The sequence below is a fragment of the Pseudomonas sp. yb_5 genome (assembly GCF_043103865.1).
Lineage (GTDB): Bacteria > Pseudomonadota > Gammaproteobacteria > Pseudomonadales > Pseudomonadaceae > Aquipseudomonas > Aquipseudomonas putida_Y.
On the sequence record NZ_JBICKE010000125.1, the window covers coordinates 38,632 to 65,370 of the forward strand.

The following is a 26,739-nucleotide window of genomic DNA, read 5'->3' on the forward strand; positions in this document are numbered from 1 at the left end:
GATTAACCGTCCTTCTCGATTTCACAGAGTAGCGGATGCTGGCTTTCCCTGGCGTATTGGTTGACCTGCATAGCCTTTGTTTCGGCGATGTCACGGGTAAACAATCCGCACACTGCCCGCCCTTCGGTATGGACGGTCAGCATGATCTTGGTCGCCAGCTCGCGGTTCAGACTGAAGAACGTCTCGAGCACTTCGACGACGAAATCCATTGGCGTGTAGTCATCGTTGAACAAAACCACCTTGTACATCGGTGGCGCCTGCAGGATCGGCTTGGCTTCCTGGACTGCAAGACCTGAGCCATCGTCCTCATTCGATTGCGGGCGATCCTGATTGAATGTTAGTCGAATCTCACTAGGTGCATGCATGGAAAGAATTTCATCATGAGCGTCAGGTTAAGGTTGCGGGTTGACTGCACAGGCCACCGCCAGCGCAGGCGCCGCGTGACCTTGACTATCGGCAAAACGGTGTTACAACCAATAAGAACCCACCGTGGGCGATAAAGATCCGCGCAGTCAACCAGATTTTTCGCAAGGTTCGTATGCGGATGAAGTGGATGATACTCCAGTGATGGAGTCCTTTGCAGAGGGACATAGGGATGGCAAGCGGTAAAGTCAAGTGGTTCAACAATGCCAAGGGCTATGGATTCATCAATGAGGAAGGTAAATCCGATGACCTGTTCGCCCATTATTCCGCCATCCGAATGGACGGTTACAAGACCCTGAAGGCAGGCCAGGCCGTGGTATTCGACATCGTCCAGGGCCCCAAAGGCTTGCACGCCGTCGAAATCAAGGATGCCGCGGCCGCAGCAGCAGAGGCTGCCAGATCCTTGGGCGAGCCGCAAAGCGAAACCGCAAAAGCCTGACTGCCTGCGCTGTGCCGGTATACGAAGCAACCGACCGCTTCTTTACAGGAGGCGGCCGGTTTTCTCTTGCTTTACATGTGCTTGATCATTTCGTCGCCAAAGCCTGAGCTGCTCACCAGCCTGGCGCCGTCCATCAGCCGCTCGAAATCGTAGGTCACGGTCTTGGCCGCAATAGCGCCATTGGTACCCTTGATGATCAGGTCGGCGGCTTCGGTCCAACCCATGTGGCGCAGCATCATCTCTGCCGAGAGGATCACCGAGCCCGGGTTGACCTTGTCCTGCCCGGCATACTTGGGCGCAGTGCCGTGAGTAGCCTCGAACATGGCCACGGTGTCGGACAGGTTGGCGCCCGGCGCAATGCCGATTCCGCCCACTTCCGCCGCCAGGGCATCGGACAGGTAGTCACCGTTGAGGTTGAGGGTGGCGATCACGTCGTACTCGGCCGGGCGTAGCAGGATCTGCTGCAGCATGGCGTCGGCAATGGCGTCCTTGACGATGACCTCGCGGCCGGTCTTGGGGTTCTTGAACTTCATCCACGGGCCGCCATCGAGCAGTTCAGCACCGAACTCATCACGCGCCACTTCGTAGCCCCAGTCCTTGAAGGCACCTTCGGTGAACTTCATGATGTTGCCCTTGTGCACCAGGGTCAGCGATTCGCGGTCGTTATCCACCACGTACTGCAGGGCCTTGCGCACCAGTCGCTTGGTACCCTCCTTCGACACCGGCTTGACGCCAATGCCGCAGTCCTGGTCGAAGCGGATCTTGGTGACACCCATTTCCTCCTTCAGGAACTTGATCACCTTGTTCGCCTCGGGCGATCCGGCCTTCCACTCGATGCCGGCATAGATGTCTTCGGAGTTCTCGCGGAAAATCACCATGTCGACGTCGCCAGGCTTTTTCACCGGGCTCGGTACACCCTGGAACCACAACACCGGCCGCAGGCACACATACAGGTCCAGTTGCTGGCGCAGGGCTACGTTGAGTGAGCGGATGCCGCCACCGACCGGAGTGGTCAGCGGGCCCTTGATCGATACCACGTAATCACGCACGGCATCGAGGGTTTCCTGTGGTAGCCAGGTATCCTGGTCATACACCTGGGTGGCTTTCTCGCCAGCGTACACCTCCATCCAGGCAATCTTGCGCTTGCCGCCGTAGGCCTTCTCCACGGCGGCATCGACCACCTTGATCATCACTGGCGAGACATCGACGCCGATCCCGTCGCCTTCGATGTAAGGAATGATCGGATGATCAGGCACATTAAGCGAATGATCTGCATTGACGGTGATCTTGCTGCCGTCGGTCGGAACCTTGATTTTCTGGTATCCCATGCTTGCACTACTCCGCTGTCGGGTGTGGTTTGGACATCGTGCGATCCACTGAGCCTAAACCACATCTGCCGACCTGCAAGGCATGCGACAACCCGCCGCATTGCCGCTTAGTCTTTGGTCTTATAAATGGGCCGATATCACTTGGCCTTGCTGATTAGCCCAAATGGTTTGGTATACTCCGCCGCGACCGAAGGGTCATCGGGGCGAATCCCAGGAAATGCGGACCGCCCTAGGCCATCAACGGCCACTAAGCCTGGGTTGTTACCGCACCCCAGCACTTGACGCTCGACTGATGCATCCACCATCACCGCTCGCAGCCTCTCGACTTTCCGCTCATGGCGCTGCCAGGGCGATGCGCCTACCCTGCGCACCACGAGACTCGAGCACGCTCAGCACACAGAGAGTTAACCCGCATGCCCACCCGTTCCAAGATCATCTATACCTTCACCGACGAAGCCCCCGCCCTCGCCACTTACTCGCTGCTGCCGATCATCGAAGCGTTCACCGCCTCGGCTGACATCGCTGTCGAAACTCGCGACATTTCCCTGGCTGGCCGTATCCTTGCCGCCTTCCCGGAGCAACTGGGCGCAGAGAAGCAAGTAGGCGATCACCTGGCGGAACTGGGCCAGCTGGCTACCACCCCTGAAGCCAACATCATCAAGCTGCCGAACATCAGCGCCTCGGTACCGCAGCTCAAAGCCGCGATCAAGGAACTGCAAGGCAAGGGCTTCAACATCCCTGACTACGCCGACGAGCCGGCCACCGCGGAAGAAAAAGAATCCCGTGCCCGCTACGACCGCATCAAGGGCTCCGCCGTGAACCCGGTGCTGCGCGAAGGCAACTCCGACCGCCGCGCGCCGCTGTCGGTCAAGAACTACGCCCGCAAGCACCCACACAAGATGGGCGCCTGGGCCGCTGACTCCAAGTCGCACGTTGCCCACATGACCCAGGGCGACTTCTACGGCAGCGAAAAAGCCGCACTGATCGAAGCTGACGACAGCCTGCGCATCGAGCTGGTCGGCAAAGACGGCAGCACCACCGTGCTGAAAGAAAAGACCGCCGTCAAAGCCGCCGAAGTCATCGACTGCGCCACCATGAGCCGCAAGGCCCTGAAAGCCTTCATCGCCGAGCAGATCGCCGATGCCAAGGCCGCCGGCGTGCTGCTGTCGGTGCACCTGAAAGCCACCATGATGAAGGTCTCCGACCCGATCATGTTCGGCGTCATCGTCGAAGAATTCTACAACGACGTGCTGACCAAGCACGCCGCTGCCCTGGCCGAAGTAGGCTTCAACGCCAACAACGGTATCGGCGACCTGTACGCCCGTATCAAGGACCTGCCAGCCGACAAGCAGGCCGAGATCGAAGCCGACATCCAGGCCCTGTACGCCGAGCGCCCGGCCCTGGCCATGGTCAACTCCGACAAAGGCATCACCAACCTGCACGTGCCGAGCGACGTGATCGTCGACGCCTCGATGCCGGCCATGATCCGTGACTCGGGCAAGATGTGGAACACCGCAGGCGAACTGCAAGACGCCAAGGCCGTGATCCCGGACCGCTGCTATGCCGGCATCTACCAGGCCACCATCGAAGACTGCAAGGCCAACGGTGCCTTCGACCCGACCACCATGGGCAGCGTGCCGAACGTTGGCCTGATGGCGCAAAAGGCCGAAGAGTACGGCTCCCACGACAAGACCTTCCAGATCAAGGCTGACGGCGTGGTTCGCGTAGTCGATGGCAAGGGCAACGTCGTACTGGAGCAGAACGTCGAAGCCGGTGACATCTTCCGCATGTGCCAGACCAAGGACGCGCCGATCCAGGACTGGGTCAAGCTGGCCGTCAACCGTGCCCGCCTGAGCAACACCCCGGCGGTGTTCTGGCTGGACCCGGCTCGCGCCCACGACGGAGTCATGATCGAGAAGGTGCAGCAGTACCTGAAAGATCACGACACCACCGGCCTGGATATCCGCATCCTGGCACCGGTCGACGCCATCAAGTTCTCCCTGGCCCGCATCCGCGAAGGCAAGGACACCATCTCGGTGACCGGCAACGTGCTGCGCGACTACCTGACCGACCTGTTCCCGATCATGGAACTGGGCACCAGCGCCAAGATGCTGTCGATCGTGCCACTGATGAACGGCGGTGGCCTGTTCGAAACCGGCGCCGGCGGTTCGGCTCCGAAGCACGTGCAGCAGCTGGTTGAAGAGAACTTCCTGCGTTGGGACTCGCTGGGTGAATTCCTGGCCCTGGCCGCTTCCCTGGAGCACCTGGGCAACACCTACGACAACCCGCGCGCCAAGGTTCTGGCCAACACCCTGGACCAGGCTACCGGCAAGTTCCTCGACACCAACAAGTCGCCGTCGCGCAAAGTCGGCGGTATCGACAACCGCGGTAGCCACTTCTACCTGACCCTGTACTGGGCCGAAGCCTTGGCCGCTCAGACGGACGACGCTGCCCTGCAGGCACGCTTCGCACCACTGGCAAAAACCCTGGCCGAGAACGAAGCGACCATCGTCGCCGAGCTCAACGCCGTTCAGGGCAAGCCAGCCGACATCGGCGGCTACTACGCCCCGGATGCCGAGCTGACCGCCAAGGTGATGCGCCCGAGCCAGACCCTGAACAGCGCCATCGCTGCCCTGTAAGGTTCGCTTGAAGTAACAGCACAAACCCCGGCCACGCACCGGGGTTTGTGCTTTCTGGATCGGGGCCGCTGCGCAGCCCTTCGCGGGCGAGCCCACGAAGGACCGCAAGGCGGTCCCGGCAACCTGAAAGGACATGGCAAATGACCTGGCAACCCCACATCACCGTAGCGACCATCGTCGAGCACGAAGGCAAGTTCCTCTTCGTCGAGGAATTCAAAGCCAACCAGCACGTCTTCAACCAGCCTGCCGGCCACCTCGAACCCAACGAGACCCTGTCCCAGGCCGCCCTGCGCGAAACCTTGGAAGAAACCGCCTGGGAGGTCGAGCTGATCGGCCTGGTCGGCATCTACCTGTACACCGCCCCCAGCAACGGCGTGACCTACCAGCGCGTCTGCTTCGCCGCCCGCCCCGTACGCCACCATGCCGACCTGGCACTGGACAGCGACATCGTCCGCGCCGTGTGGCTGACCCGCGACGAACTGCTGGCCGACCCCACTCGCTGGCGCAGCGAGCTGGTGCCACGCTGCCTTGATGACTACCTCAAAGGCCCGCTGCACAGCCTCGACCTGCTACGCGACTGACGCGGCGCCACGGGTTTGATAGAATCGGCGTTTTTCCCCCTTGATACACACCGGTACCCATGACCAGCCCAGCACTTAAAGACCCCGCCAAGACCCGCGTCATCGTCGGCATGTCCGGCGGCGTGGACTCTTCCGTCTCAGCCCTTCTGCTCATCGAGCAGGGCTACCAGGTGGAAGGGCTGTTCATGAAGAACTGGGAAGAGGACGACGGCACCGAATACTGCACCGCCCGTGAAGACCTGGCCGACGCCCAGGCCGTGTGCGACCGTATCGGCATCAAGCTGCACACCGCCAACTTCGCCGCCGAATACTGGGACAACGTGTTCGAGCACTTCCTTGAGGAATACAAGGCTGGCCGCACCCCTAACCCCGATATCCTCTGCAACCGCGAAATCAAGTTCAAGGCGTTTCTCGACTACGCCCTGTCGCTGGGTGCCGACCTGATCGCCACCGGCCACTACGTGCGCCGCCGCGATACTGGCGCGCTCACCGAACTGCTCAAGGGCCTGGACCCGAACAAGGACCAGAGCTACTTCCTGCACGCCGTCGGCGGCCAGGAAATTGCCCGCACCCTGTTCCCGGTCGGCGAACTGGAAAAACCCGAAGTACGCGCCATTGCCGAGAAACACGGCCTGGCCACCGCCAAGAAGAAAGACTCCACCGGCATCTGCTTCATTGGCGAGCGCCGCTTCAGCGACTTCCTCAAGCAGTACCTGCCGGCCCAGCCGGGCGACATTGAAACCACCGAAGGTGAAGTGATCGGCCGCCACCATGGCCTGATGTACCACACCATCGGCCAGCGTCAGGGCCTGGGCATTGGCGGCCTGAAGGATGCCAGTGACGAGCCGTGGTACGTGCTGCACAAGGACCTGGCTCGCAACGTGCTGGTGGTCGGCCAGGGCAACGAGCACCCATGGCTGTTCTCCCGCGCCCTGCTGGCCTCGGAAATTTTCTGGGTCAACCCGGTCGACCTCGACAGCCCGCGCCAGCTGACTGCCAAGGTGCGCTACCGCCAGAGCGACCAGCGATGCACCCTGGAACGCACCGCCAGCGGCTACCGCGCCGTGTTCGACGAGCCTCAGCGCGCCGTTACGCCGGGCCAGTCGGTGGTGTTCTACGACGGCGAAGTGTGCCTGGGCGGTGGCGTGATCGAGGCTGCCGAGCCATGGAGCCCGCGCGCATGAGCAACCTGCAGGAGCAGCTGATTGCGTTGGGTGGCGTGTTCCAGGCCGCCGTGCTGGTCGACCGCATCGCCCGCACCGGCCAGGCCAGTGAAGCCAATATCGGCTGCATGCTGGGCAGCCTGCTGGTGCGCGACCCCAAGGACACCCTGGAGGTGTTCGGCGGTGACGACCTGAACCTGCGCGACGGCTACCGGGCACTGATCGGCGCCCTCGAGCGCGACCCCAACAGCCTGCAGCGCGAGCCGCTGCGCTACGCCCTGTCGATGCTGGGCCTGGAGCGCCAGCTGAACAAGCGTGGCGACCTGCTGGACACCATCGGCAACCGCCTGCCGCAAATCCAGTCGCAGGCCGAGCATTTCGGCCTGGTTCACGAAAACGTCATCGCTTCCAGTGGAGCCTTGTACCAGGACACCCTGAGCACCTTGCGCCAGCGCATCCAGGTGCACGGCGACATGCGCTTCCTGCAGCAGCCCAACAACGCCTCGAAGATCCGCGCCCTGCTGCTGGCCGGCATCCGCGCCGCGCGACTGTGGCGGCAGCTGGGCGGGCACCGTTGGCAACTGGTGTTCAGCCGGCGCAAGTTGCTGAACGAACTGTACGACATGATGCGCAGCCCGAACTGACGGGCTGGGCTGCCCTTTGTGGGAGCGGGCATGCCCGCGAAGCAGGCGACGCGGTGTATGGCACCGGCTACGCCGGTGTTCGCGGACATGCCCGCTCCCACAGGGTCTGCCACCTGATCCAAATTGGGCCGACCTTTGGTCAGCCACCCGACCCTGGCGCATTTTTCATGTATGATATGCGCCCTTCCAAAAGCCTGACTGTCCGAGAACACCCCATGCAGCTTTCTTCGCTCACTGCGGTTTCCCCTGTAGACGGCCGTTATGCCGGCAAAACCCAGGCCTTGCGCCCCATTTTCAGCGAATTCGGCCTGATCCGTTTCCGCGCCCTGGTCGAAGTGCGCTGGCTGCAGCGCCTGGCCGCCCACCCGCAAATCGGCGAAGTGCCGGCGTTCTCCGCCGAAGCCAACGCCCTGCTGGACAGCCTGGCCAACGATTTCAAGCTGGAGCACGCCGAGCGCGTCAAGGAAATCGAGCGCACCACCAACCACGACGTCAAGGCCATTGAATACCTCCTCAAGGAGCAGGCCGCCAAGCTGCCTGAGCTGGCCAAGGTCAGCGAGTTCATCCACTTCGCCTGCACCAGCGAGGACATCAACAACCTGTCCCACGCCCTGATGCTGCGCGCCGGCCGTGACGAAGTGCTGCTGCCGCTGATGCGCCAGGTCGCCGACGCCATCCGCGCCCTGGCCCACGCCCACGCCGAAGTGCCAATGCTGTCGCGCACCCACGGCCAGCCGGCTTCGCCGACCACCCTGGGTAAAGAACTGGCCAACGTCGTGTATCGCCTGGAGCGCCAGATCGCCCAGGTTGCCGCCGTACCGCTGCTGGGCAAGATCAACGGCGCCGTGGGCAACTACAACGCCCACCTGTCGGCCTACTCACAGATCGACTGGGAAGAGAACGCCCGCGCCTTCATCGAAGACGAACTGGGCCTGCAGTTCAACCCGTACACCACCCAGATCGAGCCGCACGACTACATCGCCGAGCTGTTCGACGCCATCGCCCGCTTCAACACCATCCTGATCGACTTCGACCGTGATGTGTGGGGCTACATTTCGCTGGGTTACTTCAAGCAGAAGACCGTCGCCGGCGAAATCGGTTCGTCGACCATGCCGCACAAGGTCAACCCGATCGACTTCGAAAACTCCGAAGGCAACCTGGGCATCGCCAACGCGCTGTTCCAGCACCTGGCCAGCAAGCTGCCGATCTCGCGCTGGCAGCGTGACCTGACCGACTCCACCGTGCTGCGCAACCTGGGCGTGGGCTTTGCCCACAGCGTCATTGCCTTCGAGGCCAGCCTGAAAGGCATCGGCAAGCTGGAAGTCAACGAAGCTCGCATCGCCGCCGACCTGGACGCCTGCTGGGAAGTGCTGGCCGAGCCGATCCAGACCGTGATGCGCCGCTTCAACATCGAAAACCCTTACGAGAAGCTCAAAGAGCTGACCCGTGGCAAGGGCATCACCCCAGAAGCGCTGCTGACCTTCATCGACGGCCTGGACATGCCAGCCGAAGCCAAGGCCGAGCTCAAGCAGCTGACCCCCGCTACCTACATCGGTAACGCGGCAGCCCAGGCCAAACGCATCTAAGCTGAGCGTCGCGTACAACGCCCGGCCTGGCCGGGCGTTTTTATTCCCGTACGAAAATTACGTTTTTTCAATAGGTTGAACATGAATCCTGATACTCCACTGCAGCTGCTCGGCGGCATCTCGGCCCGCGAATTCATGCGCGACTACTGGCAGAAGAAGCCGCTGCTGGTGCGCCAGGCCTTCCCGGACTTCATCAGCCCGATCGACCCCGACGAGCTCGCCGGCCTGGCCCTGGAAGATGAAGTCGAGTCGCGTATCGTGCTGGAGCACGGCGCGCATCCGTGGGAGCTGCGCCGCGGCCCGTTCGGCGAAGACACCTTCGCCGAACTGCCGGAAAAAGACTGGACTCTGCTGGTACAGGCCGTTGACCAGTTCGTTCCGGAAGTGGCCGAACTGCTGGAAAACTTCCGCTTCCTGCCCAGCTGGCGTATCGATGACGTGATGATCAGCTTCGCCGCCCCGGGTGGTAGCGTCGGCCCGCACTTCGACAACTACGATGTGTTCCTGCTGCAAGGCCACGGCCAGCGCAACTGGAAGATCGGCCAGATGTGCAGCAGTGACAGCCCGCTGCTGGAGCACGCCGACCTGCGTATCCTGGCCGAGTTCGAGCAGAGCGGCGAGTGGACCCTGGAGCCTGGCGACATGCTCTACCTGCCACCGCGCCTGGCCCACTACGGCGTGGCCGTGGACGACTGCCTGACCTACTCGGTAGGCTTCCGCGCACCGAGCGCTGCCGAAGTGCTGACCCATTTCACCGACTTCCTCGGCCAGTTCCTGCCCGACGAAGAGCGCTACAGCGACGCCGACGCCCAGCCGGTCAGCGACCCGCACCAGATCCAGCACGATGCCCTCGACCGCCTCAAGGCGCTGCTCGACAAGCACATGGGCGACAAGGACCTGCTGCTGACCTGGTTCGGCCAGTTCATGACCGAGCCACGCTACCCCGAACAGATCGTTGGCGAAGAGCTGAGCGAGGAAGAGCTGATCAATGCCCTTGAGCAAGGCGCCATCCTGATCCGCAACCCCAGCGCACGCCTGGCCTGGTCCGAATTCGAAGATGACCTGCTGCTGTTCGCCAGCGGCCGTAGTTGCCCACTGCCCGGCAAACTGCGCGAGCTGCTGAAGCTGGTATGCGCGGCCGACGCCTTGCACATCGATAACCTGGCCGAGTGGCTGCAGGACGAAGATGGCCTTATGCTGGTACAGCAGCTGGTCAAACAAGGGAGCCTGGGTTTCGCCAATGAATAAGATCAGCGTTCGCCTCGCCGATTGGCACAAAGACAACGCCGACATCCGCCGTATCCGTGAAGCCGTGTTCGTCGCCGAGCAGCACATTCCGCCAGAGCTGGAGTTCGACTCGGAAGATCAGGACGCCTTGCACTTCCTGGCCCTGGAAGGCGACTATCCGATCGGTACTGCGCGCCTGCTGGCCGACGGCACCATCGGGCGCATCTCGGTGCTCAAGGACTGGCGCGGCCTGAAGGTGGGCGATGCGTTGGTCAATGCGGTCATCGTCGAAGCGCAGAACCGCGACCTGAAACAGCAGATGCTCAGCGCCCAGGTGCACGCCACGCCGTTCTATGAGCGGCTGGGCTTTCGCGTAGTCAGCGAGGAATTCCTCGAAGCTGGCATCCCGCATGTCGACATGGTGCGCGACTCGCGCGCCTGATCCATAACCTGCACTGGCCGCTTCGCGGACAAGCCCGCTCCTGCATGGGAATACGATTCATGTGGGAGCGGGCTTGCCCGCGAAGAGGCCGGCACAGGTAAAGACACTTCTCCTGACAAAAACCTGTACATCCATCCAGATAAAACTTGCCTCTGCGCCCCCGCTTGCGCATCCTATGGCCCACCACCCCGATGAAGCGTCCCGGCCATGCGCCTGTTCCTCTGTGAAAAACCCTCCCAGGCAAAAGACATCGCCAAAGTGCTCGGCGCCAACCGCAAAGGCGACGGCTGCTGGCAAGGCACCGACATCTGCGTCACCTGGTGCATCGGCCACCTGCTGGAAACCGCACCGCCCGACAGCTACGACGAACGTTACAAGCGCTGGAACCTGGCCGACCTGCCGATCATTCCAGACAAATGGAAGATGCTGGTAAAGCCCAAGACCGCCAGCCAGTTCAAGGCGGTCAAGCGCCTGCTCGGTGAAGCGCGGGAACTGGTGATTGCCACCGACGCCGACCGCGAAGGCGAAATGATTGCCCGCGAGCTGGTCGAGCATTGCCGCTACCGGGGCCCGGTGCAGCGCCTGTGGCTGTCGGCGCTGGATGACGCCTCCATCCGCAAGGCCCTGGCGCGCCTGCTGCCAGGCCACGAGACGTTCAACCTGTACCACTCGGCGCTGGGGCGTTCGCGCGCCGACTGGCTGATCGGCATGAACATGAGCCGGCTGTTCACCTTGCTGGGCCGCCAATCCGGCTACCAGGGTGTGCTGCCGGTAGGCCGCGTGCAAACGCCGACCTTGCGCCTGGTGGTCGACCGCGATCGCAGCATCGCCGACTTCGTGCCGGTGCCGTTCTGGGCCATCGAGGTGCAACTGGAACACGCCGGCCAACGCTTCAATGCCCAATGGCGCGCCCCCGAAGACGCCTGCGATGACCAAGGCCGCTGCCTGAAGCAAGGCCTGGCACAGCAGGCCGCCACCGACATCGGCCATGCCGGCACTGCCCGAGCGGTAAAGGTAGCGACCGAGCGTGTGCGCGAAGCAGCACCGCTGCCCTTCGACCTTGGCACCCTGCAGGAGCTGTGCTCGAAAAAGTTCGGCCTCGGCGCCCAGGAAACCCTCGACATTGCCCAGGCACTGTACGAAACCCACAAACTGATCACCTACCCGCGCAGCGATTGCGGCTATTTGCCACAAAGCCAGCACGTCGAGGCACCCGCCATCCTCGCCGCCCTGCAACGGGCCGATGCCAGCCTGGCGCCGCTGCAGCCCTACCTGGAGCCGCAACGCCGATCGCGGGCGTGGAACGACGCCAAAGTCAGCGCTCACCATGGCATCATTCCCACCGTCGCCGCCAGCGACCCCTCGCGCCTGCCGGCCAAACACAAGGCCGTGTATACCCTGATCCGCGCCCGCTATCTGGCGCAGTTCCTGCCCAACCATGAATACGACCGCACCCAGGCCGACTTCGACTGCGCAGGTCATGCGCTGCGTGCTGTGGGCAAACAGATCGTCGAGCCGGGCTGGCGCCGCGCCTTGCCCGAAGCGCTGACCCCGGCCAAAGGCCGCGAGGCACCCCCGGCCCAGGTGTTGCCAGCGCTGCGCGAAGGCCAGGACTGCAACGTACACGGCCTGCAGTTGAAAGACCTGTGGACCCAGCCACCCAAGCCGTTTACCGAAGGCGACCTGATCAAAGCGATGAAGAACGTGGCCAAGCTGGTGGATGACCCTCGGCTGAAGCAGAAGCTCAAGGAAACCACCGGCATCGGCACCGAGGCCACCCGCGCCAGCATTATCCAGGGCCTGCTCGACCGCGGTTACCTGGTAAAGAACGGCAAGGCGCTGTCGGCCACACCTGCGGCCTTCAGCCTGATCGACGCCGTTCCCCGGGCCATCGCCGACCCCGGCACCACGGCAATCTGGGAGCAGGCGCTGGACATGGTGCAAAGCGGCGAGATGACCCTGGAAGAGTTCGTCGCCCGGCAGTCGGCGTGGATGGGCAAGCTGGTAGAGCGTTGCAGCGGCATGCGCATGACCATCAGCGGGCCAGCGGCCGGGGCGGCGCCGTCCTGGAAGAAGAAACGTCGCGGTGGAGGTGGCAAAAGCAAAGCGGCTGGAAACAAGGCAACTCCGAGCAAGCCACGGCAGGCGCGGAAAAAGCAAGCCCCCCTGTAGGAGCGGGTTCACCCGCGAAGAGGCCAGCCCAGGCAACACATTAACCACAGGCAAACCACAAACCCCGACCAACACATTGGCAACATGAAATTTAACTGCTAACTTTTCATGAAAATAAACATAATAATTTTCACGGAAGCCCGGCATGTTCAAACAATCCGCCCAGCACGTCGCCAGTTACTACGCCCAGACCTACCCCGCCAACATCCCGTTACGCCCTACCCTGCAAGGCCCCCACGACACCGACGTACTGATCATCGGTGCCGGTTTCAGCGGCCTGCATACTGCCCTGCGCCTGACCGAGGCCGGCAAACGCGTAACGCTGCTGGAAGCCAGCCGGGTTGCCTGGGCGGCCTCCGGTCGCAACGGTGGCCAGGCGCTGTTGGGCTGGTCGTGCGACATGCCGCCGCTGGAGCAGGCCCTTGGCATCGAACGTACCCAACGGCTGTGGGCCAGCATGTGCTGGGCTGCCGACGAGATGCGCGAGCTGCCCCAACGCCACGGTTTCGACATCGACTACCGGCAGGGCAGCCTGTGGACTGCAGTATTGCCACGCCGGGTGAAAATGCTCGAAGAGGCGCTGCATGATGCCGAGCATAAATGGGGTTACGGCGCCCTGCGCCTGATCGGCCGTGACGAGTTGCCGCAATGGATCGACAGCCCGCGCTACCAGGCCGCGCTGTACGATGCCAAAGGCGCCCACCTCAACCCACTGAAACTGGCGCAGGGCCTGGCCAGTACCATCGAGGCTGCTGGCGGGCGAATCTACGAACAGAGCCAGGTGCTCAGCTACCAGCAGGCTCGCGACGGCTATGTCGCCCGCACCGACCGTGGCGAAGTTCACTGCCAGGTGTTGGTGCTGGCCTGCAACGCCTACATCGACCGCCTTGACCGCGGCCTGTCGCGCTGCCTGTTGCCCGTCGGTTCCTACCAGGTAGCCACTGCGCCTCTGGATGCCGACTTCGCCCATTCGTTACTACCTCGCAACAGTTGCGTGATCGACAACCAGTTCGTACCCGACTACTTCCGCCTGACCCCGGACCACCGCCTGCTGTTCGGCGGTGGCTGCACTTACCTGGGCGGCATTCCCAAGGACGTCGCCAGCGCCACCCGCCCGTACCTGGAGCGGGTATTCCCGCAACTGGCCGGGGTGGCCATCGACTATGCCTGGGGCGGCCACATCGATTGCAGCATCAAGCGCACCCCGGACGTCGGCCGCGAGGGCCAGCGCTACTGGCTGCAGGGTTTCTCCGGCCATGGCGTTCTGCCGACCCTGGCGGCGGCGCGTGCGGTCAGCGATGCCATTCTCGGCGATGAAGACCTGTTGGCGCTGTACCAAGGCATCGAAAACGGCCGCTTCCCCGGCGGCGACCTGCTGGCTGCGCCATTGGAAGCTGCGGCAAAGGCCTGGTACCGCATGCGCGACCGTGTCTGAAGGACATGAGTGTTGCTTGTGCGGGCCTCTTCGCGGGTGAACCCGCTCCTGCGCATTCAAAATCCATGAGATCCCTGTAGGAGCGGGTTCACCCGCGAAGAGGCCCACACAGGCAACACAACTTCCTGATACCCGCCAAAATCCCTCCTATTCTCAATAGCTCCCTTCGCTTCCTGCACTCAGGAGACACGACCATGAGCTATGTAACCACGAAGGACGGCGTACAGATCTTCTACAAGGACTGGGGCCTGCGCGATGCGCCGGTGATCCACTTCCACCACGGCTGGCCGCTCAGTGCCGATGACTGGGACGCGCAGATGCTGTTCTTCCTCGCTGAAGGCTACCGGGTGGTCGCCCACGACCGGCGAGGCCATGGCCGCTCCAGCCAGGTATGGGACGGCCACGACATGGACCACTATGCCGACGATGTAGCCGCCGTGGTCGCCCACCTGGGCACCCAGGGTGCCGTGCATGTCGGCCACTCGACCGGCGGCGGCGAGGTGGTGCGCTACATGGCCCGGTACCCTGAAGACAAGGTGGCCAAGGCCGTGCTGATCGCGGCCGTACCCCCCTTGATGGTACAAACCCCCGGCAACCCCGGTGGCCTGCCCAAGTCGGTATTCGACGGCTTCCAGGCCCAGGTTGCCAGCAACCGGGCGCAGTTCTACCGGGATGTGCCAGCAGGGCCGTTCTACGGCTACAACCGCCCAGGGGTCGAAGCCAGCGAAGGCATCATTGGCAACTGGTGGCGCCAAGGCATGATCGGCAGTGCAAAGGCCCATTACGATGGCATCGTGGCGTTTTCCCAGACCGATTTCACCGAGGACCTGAAGGGCATCAAGCAGCCGGTGCTGGTGATGCACGGCGACGATGACCAGATCGTGCCCTATGAAAACTCCGGGGTACTGTCGGCCAAGCTGCTGCCCAATGGCACGCTGAAAACCTACAAAGGCTACCCGCATGGCATGCCCACCACCCATGCCGATGTGATCAATGCGGATTTGCTGGCGTTTATCCGTAGTTGATGTTTTCGCCAGTACCGGCCCTTTCGCGGGTAAACCCGATCCGGGATTACGCCATCTTCGTAGGAGCGGGCTTGCCCGCGAAAGGGCCGGCACTGGCAACACATATAGAGTGCCTGCATGCAACTGGCAAATATACCAGTTGCACGCATGGCTAAATTATCCGAAGGTAGCATCAATACATTACATTGCCGGCAGGCTGATCATGCAACAGAACCTAAAGCAGCACTTATTCTATAATATCGACCAGTTATCAACAGCAGTTGGCATCAACCAATCTATTACACTGTTTTCAGCCACAGGCACTCCACTCGCGGAGCGCGCTGCCGAAACGCTGATAACGGCAGTAAATGCGCAGAACTCCATAACCAACAGCATACATCGTGACCGCATTCAAAGTCTGACCTACAGCGCTTATGGGCACAGCCACATTGAGCATATCCTGGGATACACCGGGCAACGTTGTGATCGCTTCACGAAACTGTACCTCCTTGGCAACGGCCACCGTGCATATAGCCCTTATCTCATGCGCTTTTATTCGCCTGACAACCTCAGCCCTTTTGGCAAGGGGGGGCGAAATGCATATGCCTATTGCGAGGGCGACCCAACGAACAATCTGGACCCATCCGGCCAGATGCTGAGGAGAATTTTGGATTTCTTCAAGATAAAACGCGACACCTCGACGCTCTCACCGAACAATGAAAACCCGTACTACAACGATGCTGTCAAGGCTACTGAAACCTTCCCTGCACTGGCCAAATTCCCCAAGTGGTATGATAGCCCACACACCCAAGGAAAACATTTAGAGAAAGCTGCAAACCTAATCAAATACAAAGAGACGCTAGAAAATTGGGAGCCTAATAACGATGCCAGGTATCTGCTCAACGATGAGGCGCAAGCAGATAACATAACCACCATTTACATGAGGAAGATCAATAAAACCGCAAAACGCATTGAAAAAGTATATACCCCTCCAGAAGAGGCAGTCGTCATTCATAAGCTACCATCACCCCCTGCGAATTTTTCATTTCAGCCCGAACAATCGAACGTGAGGGGTCAAACCAAGTGAACTGCCAGAGGTTAAAGCGCAAGGGCAATCTCGCAAACACCTGGCACTGGCAAGCCTAACCGGTGAGTATTACCATCTCAGCCTTCAGAGCGACCTTTGCTCACCTTTTGCCTTTCTCCCTGCGCCCAAACCCCATGCCCTTCGAACTCACCGTAGAACCCCTGACCCTGCTCATCCTGGCGCTGGTCGCCTTCGTCGCCGGATTCATCGACGCCATCGCCGGTGGCGGGGGCCTGCTCACCACTCCGGCCCTGCTCACGGCCGGCATGCCACCGCATCTGGTGCTGGGCACCAACAAGCTCAGTTCCACCTTCGGCTCGGCCACCGCAAGTTTCACTTACTACAAACGCAAGCTGTTCCATCCGGCGCAGTGGCGCCCGGCATTGTTCGCCACCCTGGCCGGGGCGTTGCTCGGCGCTGTCATCGCCCACTACATGCCAGCTGAATGGCTGAACAAGATGCTGCCGGTGGTCGTCTTCGCCTGTGGCATCTACCTGTTGTTCGGCGGCACGCCCAAGGCACCGCTGGATGCCGATGCGCCAATCAAGAAGAAGTGGCAAGTGCCGCAAGGCTTCACCCTGGGCTTCTACGACGGCGTGGCCGGCCCGGGTACCGGGGCGTTCTGGACCGTCAGTACCCTGCTGCTGTACCCCATCGACCTGGTACGCGCCAGCGGCGTGGCGCGCAGCATGAACTTCGTCAGCAACATCGCGGCGCTGACGGTGTTCATCATTTCCGGGCAGGTGGACTACATCGTTGGCCTATGCATGGGCCTGTCGGTGATGGTCGGCGCCTTTTTCGGCGCACGCACGGCAATCAGCGGTGGCAGCAAGTTCATCCGCCCGGTGTTCATCACCGTGGTGCTGGCGTTGACCGTGCGCTTAGCGTGGCAACACTGGTTCGGGCAACCCTAGGCGCCTGGCTACATACAGGTCGATCAGGTACCGGGCAATGGACCGCCCGGCCGGCAGCGGCGGCAGGTCGTGGACGCTGAACCACTTGGCGTCCTCGATCTCGTCCGGCTGCATGACAATCTCGCCACCGGCGTACTCGGCATGAAAACCGAGCATCATCGAATGCGGAAACGGCCAGCACTGGCTGCCGACGTACTGGATGTTCTGCACCTCCACCGCCACTTCTTCGCGCACTTCGCGCACCAGGCAGTCTTCGGCCGATTCACCCGGTTCGGCAAAACCTGCCAAGGTGCTGTACACCCCGGTGACGAAGCGCGGCGAACGCGCCAGCAGGATTTCATCGCCGCGGGTCACCAGCACGATCATGCTGGGTGAAATGCGCGGATAGCTGCGCAGGTCGCAGGGCTGGCAGTACATCGCCCGCTCCCAGCGAATTTGCGTCATCGCCTGGCCGCAACTGCCGCAGAAGCGATGCTCGCGGGCCCAGGTGCCGATTTGTGCGGCATAGCCCAGCACCTTGTAGGTGTCGAAGTCGCCTTCGAGCATGAACGCACGCAGGCCGCGCCAGCTGCAGCCGGGCACATCGGTGGCGCTGCGCAGTTCCAGCAAAAATACCGGCTGGCCGTCAAAGTGGCCGATGCCGTGTTCGCACAGCACGTCGAGGTCCTGGCGCTTGAGCCAGTCGCGGGGGAACAGCGCGCCGTTGGCGTCCACCAGAAACCCTTCAGGGCTGCGGGCCACGGCCAGCCCCCCGATCATCTGTGGGTCGAGTACTGCGGTAGTCCAGCGTGCTGACATCTCGGGGGTTCCTTTACTGCGCGTCCCCCGGCCCGATCAGTCGGCGAACGTCGGTTTCTGTTTGCTCATGTGCGCCGCCACAGCCACGCGCAGGTCTTCGGACTGCAGCATTGCGGCGTTCCAGGTGGCAATGTAGTCCAGGCCATCGTCGATACGATGGTCACGCATGTAGCTGAGCATTTCCTTGGTGCCGGCCACAGCGATCGGCGATTTTGCGGCAATTTCGCGGGCGATGGCAAAGACGCCGTCCATCAGTGCGGCCTGATCATCATAGACTCGGTTGACCAGGCCGATACGCAGCGCCTCGTCCGCCTCGACATTGCGGCCGGTAAATGCCAGCTCACGCATGATGCCGTCGCCGATGATGCGTGGCAAACGTTGCAATGTGCCGACATCGGCAGCCATGCCCATGTCGATCTCCTTGATCGAGAACTGCGCGTCACTGCTGCAGTAGCGCATGTCGCACGCCGAGATGAGGTCGATGGCGCCGCCGATGCAATAGCCCTGAACCGCCGCCAGTACCGGCTTGCGGCACGTGTCTACAGCGGTGAACGAGGCCTGCAGCCGCTGGATGGTCTTGCGCAGGAAGCGTGCATTACGGCCCACGTCCTTGCCCATCTGGCCGGCCAGCGAAGCCAGCATCATCAGGTCGATACCGGCGGAGAAATGCTTGCCGGCACCGCTGATCACCACAGCACGCACGGCATCGGTGTCATCGATCCACTGGAAGATGTCGATGATCTCTTCCCAGAAAGCCGCGTTCATCGCGTTGACCTTCTCCGGGCGATTGATCTGAACGTGGGCGATGCTGTCGGTCAGTTCGACCTTGAATGCACTGTACTCGGTCACGGGCTGCACTCCTGTGGGTGAAAGGCTCATGGCAGCGATGGTAACCCAGCCCAATGACCGTACTTGTGCCAAAAACGGGACTGTGCGCCTTGCCTAAGACGCGCAGATCCGGCACCGTGCGCCATCGCTGAATTATAAGGATACATATTTATGTCACGCCCCCTGACCGGCGCAATCGCCCACGGTTTTCTGGGCAAGTCGCCGATTTGGTACAAGGTGGTCATCTGCCTGTTTCTGGTGCTCAACCCGCTGTTGTTGGTAACCATTGGCCCGGTTGCGACCGGCTGGGCACTGGTGCTCGAATTCATCTTCACCTTGGCTATGGCCCTGAAGTGCTACCCGTTGATGCCCGGTGGCTTGTTGCTGATCGAAGCCATGCTGTTGCAGATGACCACGCCCCAGGCGCTGTACGAGGAACTGCAGCACAACTTCCCGGTCATCCTGCTGCTGATGTTCATGGTCGCCGGCATCCACTTCATGAAGGAACTGCTGCTGTTCCTGTTCTCACGCATTTTGCTTGGGGTGCGCTCAAAAGCCATTCTGTCGTTGCTGTTTTGCGTGCTGTCGGCGTTCCTTTCCGCGTTTCTCGATGCACTCACCGTCACGGCGGTGATCATCAGCGCTGCGGTCGGCTTCTACGCGGTGTACCACCGCGTCGCGTCCGGGGCCAATCCGCGCGAGGAGAGCGCACTGGAGAGCGACCAGCAAGTCGCTCACCTGCACCGTGAAGACCTCGACCAGTTCCGCGCCTTCCTGCGCAGCCTGCTGATGCATGGCGCTGTGGGTACCGCCCTGGGCGGCGTTTGCACGTTGGTGGGCGAACCGCAGAACCTGCTGATCGGCCACGAGATGAGTTGGCACTTCGTCGATTTCTTCTTCAAGGTGGCGCCCGTATCGCTGCCAGTGCTGGGTGCCGGTCTGGTGACATGCGTACTGCTGGAAAAGGTGCGCCTTTTCGGCTACGGCACGTTGATGCCCGAACCGGTGCGCCAGGTGCTGACCGCCTATGCGGTCGAAGACGATGCCGCGCGTACCCAGGCCCAGCGCATCGCGCTGTGGGTACAAGGGCTCGCTGCACTGATCCTGATCATCTGCCTGGGGCTGCATGTGGCCGAGGTCGGCCTGATCGGTCTGATGGTGATCGTACTGATCACGGCCTTCACTGGCATCACCGACGAGCACCGCCTGGGCCGTGCCTTCCAGGAGGCCCTGCCATTCACGTCGCTGTTGGTGGTGTTCTTCGCCGTGGTCGCGATGATTCATCAGCAGCAACTGTTCAACCCATTGATCAACTGGGTGCTGACGCTGCCGGCCGAACAGCAACCGGGCATGCTGTATCTGGCCAACGGCTTGCTGTCGGCGATCAGCGACAATGTGTTCGTTGCCACCATCTACATCACCGAAGTGAAGCAGGCATTTCTCGATGGCAGCATGAGCCGCGAGCATTTCGAAACACTGGCAGTGGCCATCAACACCGGCACCAACCTGCCAAGCGTGGCGACGCCGAACGGGCAGGCGGCGTTCCTGTTCCTGTTGACCTCGGCCATTGCGCCGCTGATCCGGCTGTCGTATGGGCGGATGGTGTGGATGGCGCTGCCCTATACCGTGGTGATGGGCGGGTTGGGTTGGTGGGCGGTGACGTACTGGCTGTGAGGCAGGCCTGTACGGACCCGTGCGGGCCCTTTCGCGGGTAAACCCGCTCCTGCACGGGTTTCACCGCAGGCAAAACCACCTACAACTTTTTCCCCACACAGGCGTCGAAACTCAGGTACGCCCCATCCGCTCCAAGGAGGTCACCCATGGTGCTGCGCACTACACTGCTGTTTTCTTGCATGACCCTGGCCCTGCTCGGCTGCGCCGGCAACGATCACCCGGCACCGCCGCGTACCCAGCAGGTGGACCTGCAACGCTATCAGGGTACCTGGTACGAACTGGCGCGGCTGCCGATGTTCTTCCAGCGCAACTGTGTGAAGTCCGAGGCGCGCTACGGCTTGCGCGAGGACGGCCGTATCGATGTAACCAACCGCTGCCAGGAAAAGGACGGCCAGTGGAATGAAGCCAAGGGTATTGCCGAGCTCCAGCAGCCAGGCAGCACCGACAAGCTGTGGGTGCGCTTCGACAACTGGTTCAGCCGCCTGGCACCGGGCCTGACCAAGGGCGAGTACTGGGTGCTGTACCACGACAAGGACTACCGCGTGGCACTGGTCGGCCACCCCAACCGGGAGTACCTGTGGCTGCTTTCGCGCACGCCAGCAGTCACCGACCAGCAGCGCGAGCAACTGCTGACAATCGCCCGGGAGCAAGGTTATGACACCAGCAAGCTCATCTGGCGACAGGGTAACTAGCAGGCCGTCGACGGCGGGCGGCAATCCGGCTAAGGTGTGCGCCCCGTATCACCTTGGCCGCTTCTGGCCTGAAACAGGAGCCTGAGCATGGACCTGCTGTTCCTCGGCACCTCCGCCGGGGTGCCCACCAAGGCACGCAATGTCAGCGCCACTGCCGTGATCGAAGCCAGTGGCAGCCACTGGTATCTGGTCGATTGTGGCGAAGGCACCCAGCACCGGCTGCTACACACCCCGCTTTCGATCCGCGACCTGCGCGCGATCTTCATCACCCACGTGCATGGTGACCATTGCTTCGGCCTGCCCGGCCTGTTGGCCAGCGCGGGCATGAGCGGGCGCACCCAGCCGCTGGAAGTGATCCTGCCCGCCGCACTGCACGACTGGGTACGCCAGGGCCTGCTTGCCAGCGATACCTTCCTGCCGTTCGAGCTGCGCCTGCTGCCCGTGGAAACGTTGAGCACATGGCGCAGCGAGACCCTGCAGGTAACCACCGTGCAACTGTCGCACCGGGTGCCCAGCGTGGGTTTCGTATTCACCGAAACCAACCCTGAGCCACGCCTGGACATCCAGCGCCTGGACGCCGAGGGCATACCGCGTGGTCCGCTGTGGGGTGAGCTGGCCAAGGGGTTGACCGTGAAGTACAACCGGCAACTACTGAACGGCAACGACTACCTGCGGCCTTCGCGTCCGCCACAGCGGGTGATCGTGTGCGGGGACAACGACAAACCAGAACTGCTGGCAGCCGTCGCCAGGGGTGCGGATGTACTGGTGCACGAAGCCACCTTCACCCAGGCGGTGGTCGAACGCACCGGGGGCACGTTCGGCCACAGCACCGCCGCTGAAGTGGCACGCTTTGCCGAGGCCGCTGGCGTGCGCAACCTGGTACTGACGCATTTCAGCGCCCGCTACCAGAACGACCCACGGCGCAGCCCGCACATCGACAACCTGCGCGACGAGGCCCTCGCCCATTACAGCGGGCAGTTGACCCTGGCGCAGGACCTGCAGCGCTATCACCTTGGCCGTAACGGCCGTCTTGAGGCCAGTGGTTAGGCCGCCAGTCGCCCGCTGGCAATTGCCTCCGACGCCGCCAGCATCGCCCGCAGCAACACCGCGCAGCCCGCCGCCAGGTCATCAGGCGTGGCGTTCTCGATTTCGTTATGGCTGATGCCGTTTTCGCACGGCACGAAAATCATCCCCGCCGGCCCCAGCTCGGCCAAGAAGATGGCGTCATGCCCCGCGCCACTGACGATGTCCATGTGCGGCAGGCCCAATGCCTTGGCCGATTCGCGCACGGCGTCGACACAGCCTTTGTCGAAGTAAAGTGCCGGGAAGTCGGCCGTGGGCACCAGCTCATGGTTCAGACCATGCTTGGTACAGGTCGCCTCGATCACCTCGCGCACATCGGCAATCATCGCATTCAACTGCTCGCCCTCGAGGTGGCGGAAGTCCAGGGTCATGCGCACTTCGCCCGGGATCACGTTACGCGACCCCGGGTACGCCTGAAGGCAGCCCACCGTGCCACACGCGTGCGGCTGGTGGGCAAGCGCCGTGCGGTTGACCGCCTCCACCACAGCGGCTGCCCCTACCAGGGCGTCCTTGCGCAGGTGCATGGGCGTAGGGCCGGCATGGGCTTCAACACCGCGCAGGGTCAGGTCGAACCACTTCTGGCCCAGGGCGCCGAGGACCACGCCGATGGTCTTGGCCTGGTCCTCAAGGATAGGCCCCTGCTCGATATGCGCCTCGAAATACGCCCCCACAGGGTGCCCCGACACTGCACGCGGACCGGCGTAACCAATGGCGTTCAACGCTTCGCCAACGCTGACACCCTGGGCATCGCGCTTGGCCAGGGTTTCTTCCAGGGTGAACTTACTGGCGAACACCCCTGAACCCATCATGCACGGCGCAAAACGCGAACCTTCTTCGTTGGTCCACACCACCACTTCGAGCGGCGCTTCGGTTTCCACGCCCAGGTCGTTGAGGGTGCGGATCACCTCCAGCCCGGCCATCACCCCGAAGCAGCCATCGAACTTGCCGCCGGTGGGCTGGGTGTCGATATGACTGCCGGTCATCACCGGCGGCAGCTTGGGGTTACGGCCCGGGCGGCGGGCGAATATGTTGCCGACGGCGTCGATGCTGACCGAGCAACCGGCCGCCTCGCACCACTGCACGAACAGATCGCGGGCCTGGCGGTCGAGGTCGGTCAAGGCCAGGCGGCAGACGCCGCCCTTGGCGGTGGCGCCGAGCCGGGCCAGGTCCATCAGCGATTGCCACAGGCGGGTACTGTCGACGTGATGGGCGTTGGTCTTCAGGATCTCTTTGACGGGGGTCACGGGTTTCTCCTTCAGGCTTTTTTTGTTGTCTGTTCAGGACGCTTCGCGGGCACACCCGCTACCACAGGACTGCGTACCGCCATACCGCCAAGCACGTAGTACAGTGCACCGCCCAGCAACGAGCCGGTGAACCAGCCGTAGTCGTAGAACCAGCTGAAACTGCTGTTGCCAATCGCCATTACCGTCAGCCCTACCGGCAAGGCGAAGGCGGCAAAACCGGCCCAGTTCCACGCGGGATACACGTCGTCGCGGTATAGCCCGGCCAGGTCCAGCTTCTGCCGGCGGATCAGGAAGTAGTCCACCGCCATGATGCCGGCAATGGGCCCCAACAAGCTGGAATAGCCCAGCAGCCAGTTGGAATACACGCTCTCCAGGCTAAGGTCGGAGACAATCAGGCCCAGCTTCTTCAGCAGCTCATGGCCCATCAGTGCCAGGCCGATGAAGCCGGTCAGCCATATCGCGCGGCTTCGCCCAATCAGGCGTGGGGCAATGTTCTGGAAGTCATTGGTCGGCGACACGATGTTCGCCGCAGTGTTGGTCGACAGCGTGGCGATCACGATCAGCGCCATGGCCAGGGCCACCCAGAACGGGCTTTGAATCTTGCCGATCAGGCTGACCGGGTCGGACACCGTCTCGCCCACCAGCGACGCCGACGCGGCGGTCAGTACCACACCCAGCGCCGCGAACAGGAACATGGTCAGCGGCAGGCCGAAGATCTGCCCGAGAATCTGGTCCTTCTGGCTGCGGGCGTAGCGGCTGAAGTCGGGAATGTTCAGCGACAATGTGGCCCAGAAGCCGACCATGGCCGTGAGCCCCGCGCAGAAGTAACTGACCACGCTCGCCCCTTCCGGGCGCTTGGGCGGCTGTGCCAGCAGTTCGGACATCGACATATGGGGCAAGGCCCAGAACAACAGACCGACGCCCACTGCGACCAGCAGCGGTGCCGACAGCGTTTCCAGCCACTTGATCGACTCGGCTCCGCGCAGCACCACCCACAGGTTCAGGCACCAGAAGATCATGAAGCCAATCACCTCGCCTGTCCCACCCAGCGCCTTCCAGCCGTCGAACACCGAACCCAGGAACAGGTGAATGGCCAGCCCGCCGAACATGGTCTGGATACCGAACCAACCACAGGCCACCACCGCGCGGATCAGGCACGGTACGTTGGAGCCGAGAATGCCGAACGACGAACGCAGCAACACCGGAAACGGGATGCCGTACTTGGTACCGGGAAAGGCATTGAGGGTAAGCGGTATCAACACGATAACGTTGGCCAGCAAGATCGCCAGCAGCGCTTCGCCAACGCTGAGGCCGAAGTAGGCCGTGAGCACGCCGCCGAGGGTGTAGGTGGGTACGCAGATGGACATGCCCACCCACAGGGCGGTGATGTGCCATTTGTTCCAGGTACGCTGGTGCACCTTGGTCGGTGCAATGTCAGGGTTGTAGCGCGGGCTGTCGAGAACATCGCTGCCCTCGGACAGCTCGAACAGGCCATCTTGCTCGACCACTTCCGATCTGCTCTGTTGCATAGGCCCTTCTCCAGTTTTTCTTCTATTTTTCGCTCATCAGGCTGATTCGATGACCGGAGTTCGCACGCGGAATGTGCTTAGAAATCTCGACCAGATTTTCATCTTGTCAAGCCAGTCAAATAGCCTGAAAGCCCCGTCCTGCGTACGCTCACTGAATTTAACCCTTGAATATCAGCTACTTAAAAACCACAAAATTAATGGGAAAATTTTCTTGCTGAATCAAGAATCAGCATCTAGCCTCGAATCTTGTCAGGCCTGACAGGATTGACCGCCCTGCCCGCCCTGCATCCATGACAATGCAAAGAACCGGCCAAGACCGGTCAGCCTGCGAGGAAAACGGCATGTCCCTGTTGATCCGTGGCGCCACCGTGGTTACCCACGAAGAGAGTTACCCCGCCGATGTCCTGTGTGCCGATGGCCTGATCCGAGCCATCGGGCAAAACCTCGAACCACCCACCGACTGCAAGATCCTCGACGGCAGCGGCCAGTACCTGATGCCCGGCGGCATCGACCCACACACCCACATGCAGTTGCCGTTCATGGGCACCGTGGCCAGCGAGGACTTCTTCAGTGGCACCGCTGCGGGCCTGGCAGGCGGCACCACCTCTATCATCGACTTCGTCATACCCAACCCGCAGCAATCGTTGCTGGAGGCCTTCCACACCTGGCGTGGCTGGGCGCAGAAAAGCGCCAGCGACTATGGCTTCCACGTCGCCATCACCTGGTGGAGCGAGCAGGTGGCCGAAGAGATGGGCGAGCTGGTGGCCAAGCACGGGGTGAACAGCTTCAAGCATTTCATGGCCTACAAGAATGCGATCATGGCCGCCGACGATACCCTGGTGGCCAGCTTCGAGCGTTGCCTGCAACTGGGCGCGGTGCCCACCGTGCATGCCGAGAACGGCGAGCTGGTGTACCACCTGCAGAAAAAACTGCTCGCCCAGGGCATGACCGGGCCGGAAGCCCACCCGCTGTCGCGCCCCTCGCAGGTTGAAGGCGAAGCGGCCAGCCGCGCCATCCGCATTGCCGAAACCCTCGGCACGCCGTTGTACCTGGTGCACATTTCCAGCCGCGAGGCACTGGATGAAATTGCCTATGCCCGAGGCAAGGGCCAGCCGGTGTATGGGGAGGTGCTGCCCGGCCACCTGCTGCTGGATGACAGCGTCTACCGTGACCCGGACTGGGCCACCGCCGCCGGTTATGTGATGAGCCCGCCGTTCCGCCCACGCGAGCACCAGGAGGCGCTGTGGCGCGGCTTGCAGTCGGGCAACCTGCACACCACCGCCACCGACCACTGCTGCTTCTGCGCCGAGCAGAAAGCCATGGGCCGCGACGACTTCAGCCGCATCCCCAATGGCACCGCCGGCATCGAAGACCGCATGGCGGTACTGTGGGATGCCGGGGTCAACAGCGGGCGACTGTCGATGCACGAATTCGTCGCGCTGACCTCCACCAACACGGCGAAAATCTTCAACCTGTTCCCGCGCAAGGGCGCTATACGCGTGGGTGCCGATGCCGACCTGGTGCTGTGGGACCCGCAGGGCACCCGCACCATCTCTGCCCAAACCCACCACCAGCAGGTGGACTTCAACATTTTCGAAGGCCGCACCGTGCGCGGCATCCCAAGCCACACCATCAGCCAGGGCAAGGTGCTCTGGGCCGATGGCGACCTGCGCGCCGAACCGGGCGCGGGGCGGTATGTGGAACGGCCGGCGTACCCGTCGGTGTATGAAGTGCTGGGGCGCCGGGCCGAGCATCAGCGGCCGATGCCAGTTCAGCGCTGAAACCATTGGGGCTGCAGTGCAGCCCA

At 62.3% G+C, this 26,739-nt stretch carries 23 protein-coding genes; 17 read left to right on the forward strand and 6 right to left on the reverse strand.

The window, feature by feature from the left end; genetic code table 11:
• Window positions 1-2: 2 nt before the first annotated feature.
• The gene (gene clpS / locus ACF8GF_RS22420) at window positions 3-365 is read right to left on the reverse strand and encodes an ATP-dependent Clp protease adapter ClpS (protein ID WP_003251220.1); all 363 of its coding nucleotides are present in this window, start codon (window positions 363-365) and stop codon (window positions 3-5) included.
• 230 nt (window positions 366-595) lie between these two features.
• Here clpS and cspD point away from each other — a divergent pair, with 230 nt between their 5' ends.
• Complete coding sequence (gene cspD / locus ACF8GF_RS22425; protein WP_176682276.1) at window positions 596-862, forward strand: cold shock domain-containing protein CspD; 267 nt, start codon at window positions 596-598, stop codon at window positions 860-862.
• Between the two features lie 71 nt (window positions 863-933).
• Here cspD and icd read toward each other — a convergent pair whose 3' ends face one another.
• Window positions 934-2,190: an NADP-dependent isocitrate dehydrogenase gene (gene icd / locus ACF8GF_RS22430; protein WP_176682275.1), complete on the reverse strand. Its 1,257-nt coding sequence runs from the start codon at window positions 2,188-2,190 to the stop codon at window positions 934-936.
• A gap of 413 nt (window positions 2,191-2,603) precedes the next feature.
• On the opposite strand from icd, the gene ACF8GF_RS22435 reads away from it, so the two are divergent.
• The 12 genes from ACF8GF_RS22435 (at window position 2,604) to ACF8GF_RS22490 (ending at window position 17,084) form a co-directional block, all read left to right on the forward strand.
• A complete protein-coding gene (locus ACF8GF_RS22435) occupies window positions 2,604-4,829 on the forward strand; it encodes an NADP-dependent isocitrate dehydrogenase (protein ID WP_392462020.1) in 2,226 nt (741 codons plus the stop codon).
• Between the two features lie 140 nt (window positions 4,830-4,969).
• On the forward strand, window positions 4,970-5,410 hold the full coding sequence (locus ACF8GF_RS22440) for an NUDIX hydrolase (RefSeq protein WP_176682273.1): 441 nt from the start codon (window positions 4,970-4,972) through the stop codon (window positions 5,408-5,410).
• A 59-nt stretch (window positions 5,411-5,469) separates the two neighbouring features.
• Entirely contained in the window at window positions 5,470-6,594 is a 1,125-nt protein-coding gene (gene mnmA, locus ACF8GF_RS22445; RefSeq protein ID WP_176682272.1) for a tRNA 2-thiouridine(34) synthase MnmA, read from the forward strand.
• Window positions 6,591-7,217, forward strand: a complete 627-nt coding sequence (gene hflD / locus ACF8GF_RS22450) for a high frequency lysogenization protein HflD (protein ID WP_010954818.1) — start codon at window positions 6,591-6,593, stop codon at window positions 7,215-7,217. Before mnmA ends, hflD begins: the two co-directional genes overlap by 4 nt.
• Window positions 7,218-7,432: 215 nt before the next feature.
• Complete coding sequence (gene purB, locus ACF8GF_RS22455; RefSeq protein WP_003251234.1) at window positions 7,433-8,803, forward strand: adenylosuccinate lyase; 1,371 nt, start codon at window positions 7,433-7,435, stop codon at window positions 8,801-8,803.
• Between the two features lie 81 nt (window positions 8,804-8,884).
• On the forward strand, window positions 8,885-10,051 hold the full coding sequence (locus ACF8GF_RS22460; protein ID WP_176682271.1) for a cupin domain-containing protein: 1,167 nt from the start codon (window positions 8,885-8,887) through the stop codon (window positions 10,049-10,051).
• Complete coding sequence (locus tag ACF8GF_RS22465) at window positions 10,044-10,472, forward strand: GNAT family N-acetyltransferase (RefSeq protein WP_003251237.1); 429 nt, start codon at window positions 10,044-10,046, stop codon at window positions 10,470-10,472. The genes ACF8GF_RS22460 and ACF8GF_RS22465 overlap by 8 nt, the downstream gene beginning before the upstream one ends.
• A 207-nt stretch (window positions 10,473-10,679) precedes the next feature.
• A complete protein-coding gene (locus ACF8GF_RS22470; protein WP_392488508.1) occupies window positions 10,680-12,644 on the forward strand; it encodes a DNA topoisomerase III in 1,965 nt (654 codons plus the stop codon).
• Between the two features lie 145 nt (window positions 12,645-12,789).
• A complete protein-coding gene (locus tag ACF8GF_RS22475; protein ID WP_392488509.1) occupies window positions 12,790-14,079 on the forward strand; it encodes an NAD(P)/FAD-dependent oxidoreductase in 1,290 nt (429 codons plus the stop codon).
• Window positions 14,080-14,273: 194 nt separating this feature from the next.
• Entirely contained in the window at window positions 14,274-15,104 is an 831-nt protein-coding gene (locus ACF8GF_RS22480) for an alpha/beta fold hydrolase (RefSeq protein WP_392462015.1), read from the forward strand.
• A gap of 202 nt (window positions 15,105-15,306) precedes the next feature.
• Window positions 15,307-16,170 carry an RHS repeat-associated core domain-containing protein gene (locus ACF8GF_RS22485; protein ID WP_176682266.1) on the forward strand — a complete coding sequence of 288 codons (864 nt, stop codon included), beginning with the start codon at window positions 15,307-15,309 and terminating at the stop codon, window positions 16,168-16,170.
• A 134-nt stretch (window positions 16,171-16,304) separates the two neighbouring features.
• Complete coding sequence (locus ACF8GF_RS22490) at window positions 16,305-17,084, forward strand: TSUP family transporter (RefSeq protein WP_176682265.1); 780 nt, start codon at window positions 16,305-16,307, stop codon at window positions 17,082-17,084.
• Here ACF8GF_RS22490 and nudC read toward each other — a convergent pair.
• Together nudC and ACF8GF_RS22500 are read right to left on the reverse strand one after the other, a co-directional pair.
• On the reverse strand, window positions 17,052-17,882 hold the full coding sequence (gene nudC / locus ACF8GF_RS22495) for an NAD(+) diphosphatase (RefSeq protein WP_176682264.1): 831 nt from the start codon (window positions 17,880-17,882) through the stop codon (window positions 17,052-17,054). The genes ACF8GF_RS22490 and nudC overlap by 33 nt on opposite strands.
• A gap of 36 nt (window positions 17,883-17,918) precedes the next feature.
• Window positions 17,919-18,731, reverse strand: coding sequence for a crotonase/enoyl-CoA hydratase family protein (locus tag ACF8GF_RS22500; RefSeq protein WP_339535134.1), 813 nt, complete (start codon window positions 18,729-18,731; stop codon window positions 17,919-17,921).
• Window positions 18,732-18,881: 150 nt separating this feature from the next.
• Between ACF8GF_RS22500 and nhaB the strand changes: the two genes are divergently transcribed.
• From nhaB to ACF8GF_RS22515, 3 genes are all read left to right on the forward strand, one after another.
• Window positions 18,882-20,384, forward strand: a complete 1,503-nt coding sequence (gene nhaB / locus ACF8GF_RS22505; protein WP_176682262.1) for a sodium/proton antiporter NhaB — start codon at window positions 18,882-18,884, stop codon at window positions 20,382-20,384.
• A 146-nt stretch (window positions 20,385-20,530) separates the two neighbouring features.
• Entirely contained in the window at window positions 20,531-21,076 is a 546-nt protein-coding gene (locus ACF8GF_RS22510; protein ID WP_176682261.1) for a lipocalin family protein, read from the forward strand.
• A gap of 87 nt (window positions 21,077-21,163) precedes the next feature.
• On the forward strand, window positions 21,164-22,123 hold the full coding sequence (locus tag ACF8GF_RS22515) for a ribonuclease Z (RefSeq protein WP_176682260.1): 960 nt from the start codon (window positions 21,164-21,166) through the stop codon (window positions 22,121-22,123).
• Here ACF8GF_RS22515 and ACF8GF_RS22520 read toward each other — a convergent pair.
• Together ACF8GF_RS22520 and ACF8GF_RS22525 are read right to left on the reverse strand one after the other, a co-directional pair.
• Window positions 22,120-23,403: a Zn-dependent hydrolase gene (locus tag ACF8GF_RS22520; RefSeq protein ID WP_209967059.1), complete on the reverse strand. Its 1,284-nt coding sequence runs from the start codon at window positions 23,401-23,403 to the stop codon at window positions 22,120-22,122. The two genes, ACF8GF_RS22515 and ACF8GF_RS22520, sit on opposite strands and share 4 nt — an antisense overlap.
• 11 nt (window positions 23,404-23,414) lie before the next feature.
• Window positions 23,415-24,932: an NCS1 family nucleobase:cation symporter-1 gene (locus ACF8GF_RS22525; protein ID WP_209967060.1), complete on the reverse strand. Its 1,518-nt coding sequence runs from the start codon at window positions 24,930-24,932 to the stop codon at window positions 23,415-23,417.
• Window positions 24,933-25,273: 341 nt separating this feature from the next.
• Here ACF8GF_RS22525 and hydA point away from each other — a divergent pair, with 341 nt between their 5' ends.
• Window positions 25,274-26,713, forward strand: coding sequence for a dihydropyrimidinase (hydA, locus tag ACF8GF_RS22530; protein WP_176682257.1), 1,440 nt, complete (start codon window positions 25,274-25,276; stop codon window positions 26,711-26,713).
• The last annotated feature ends 26 nt before the right edge of the window (window positions 26,714-26,739 follow it).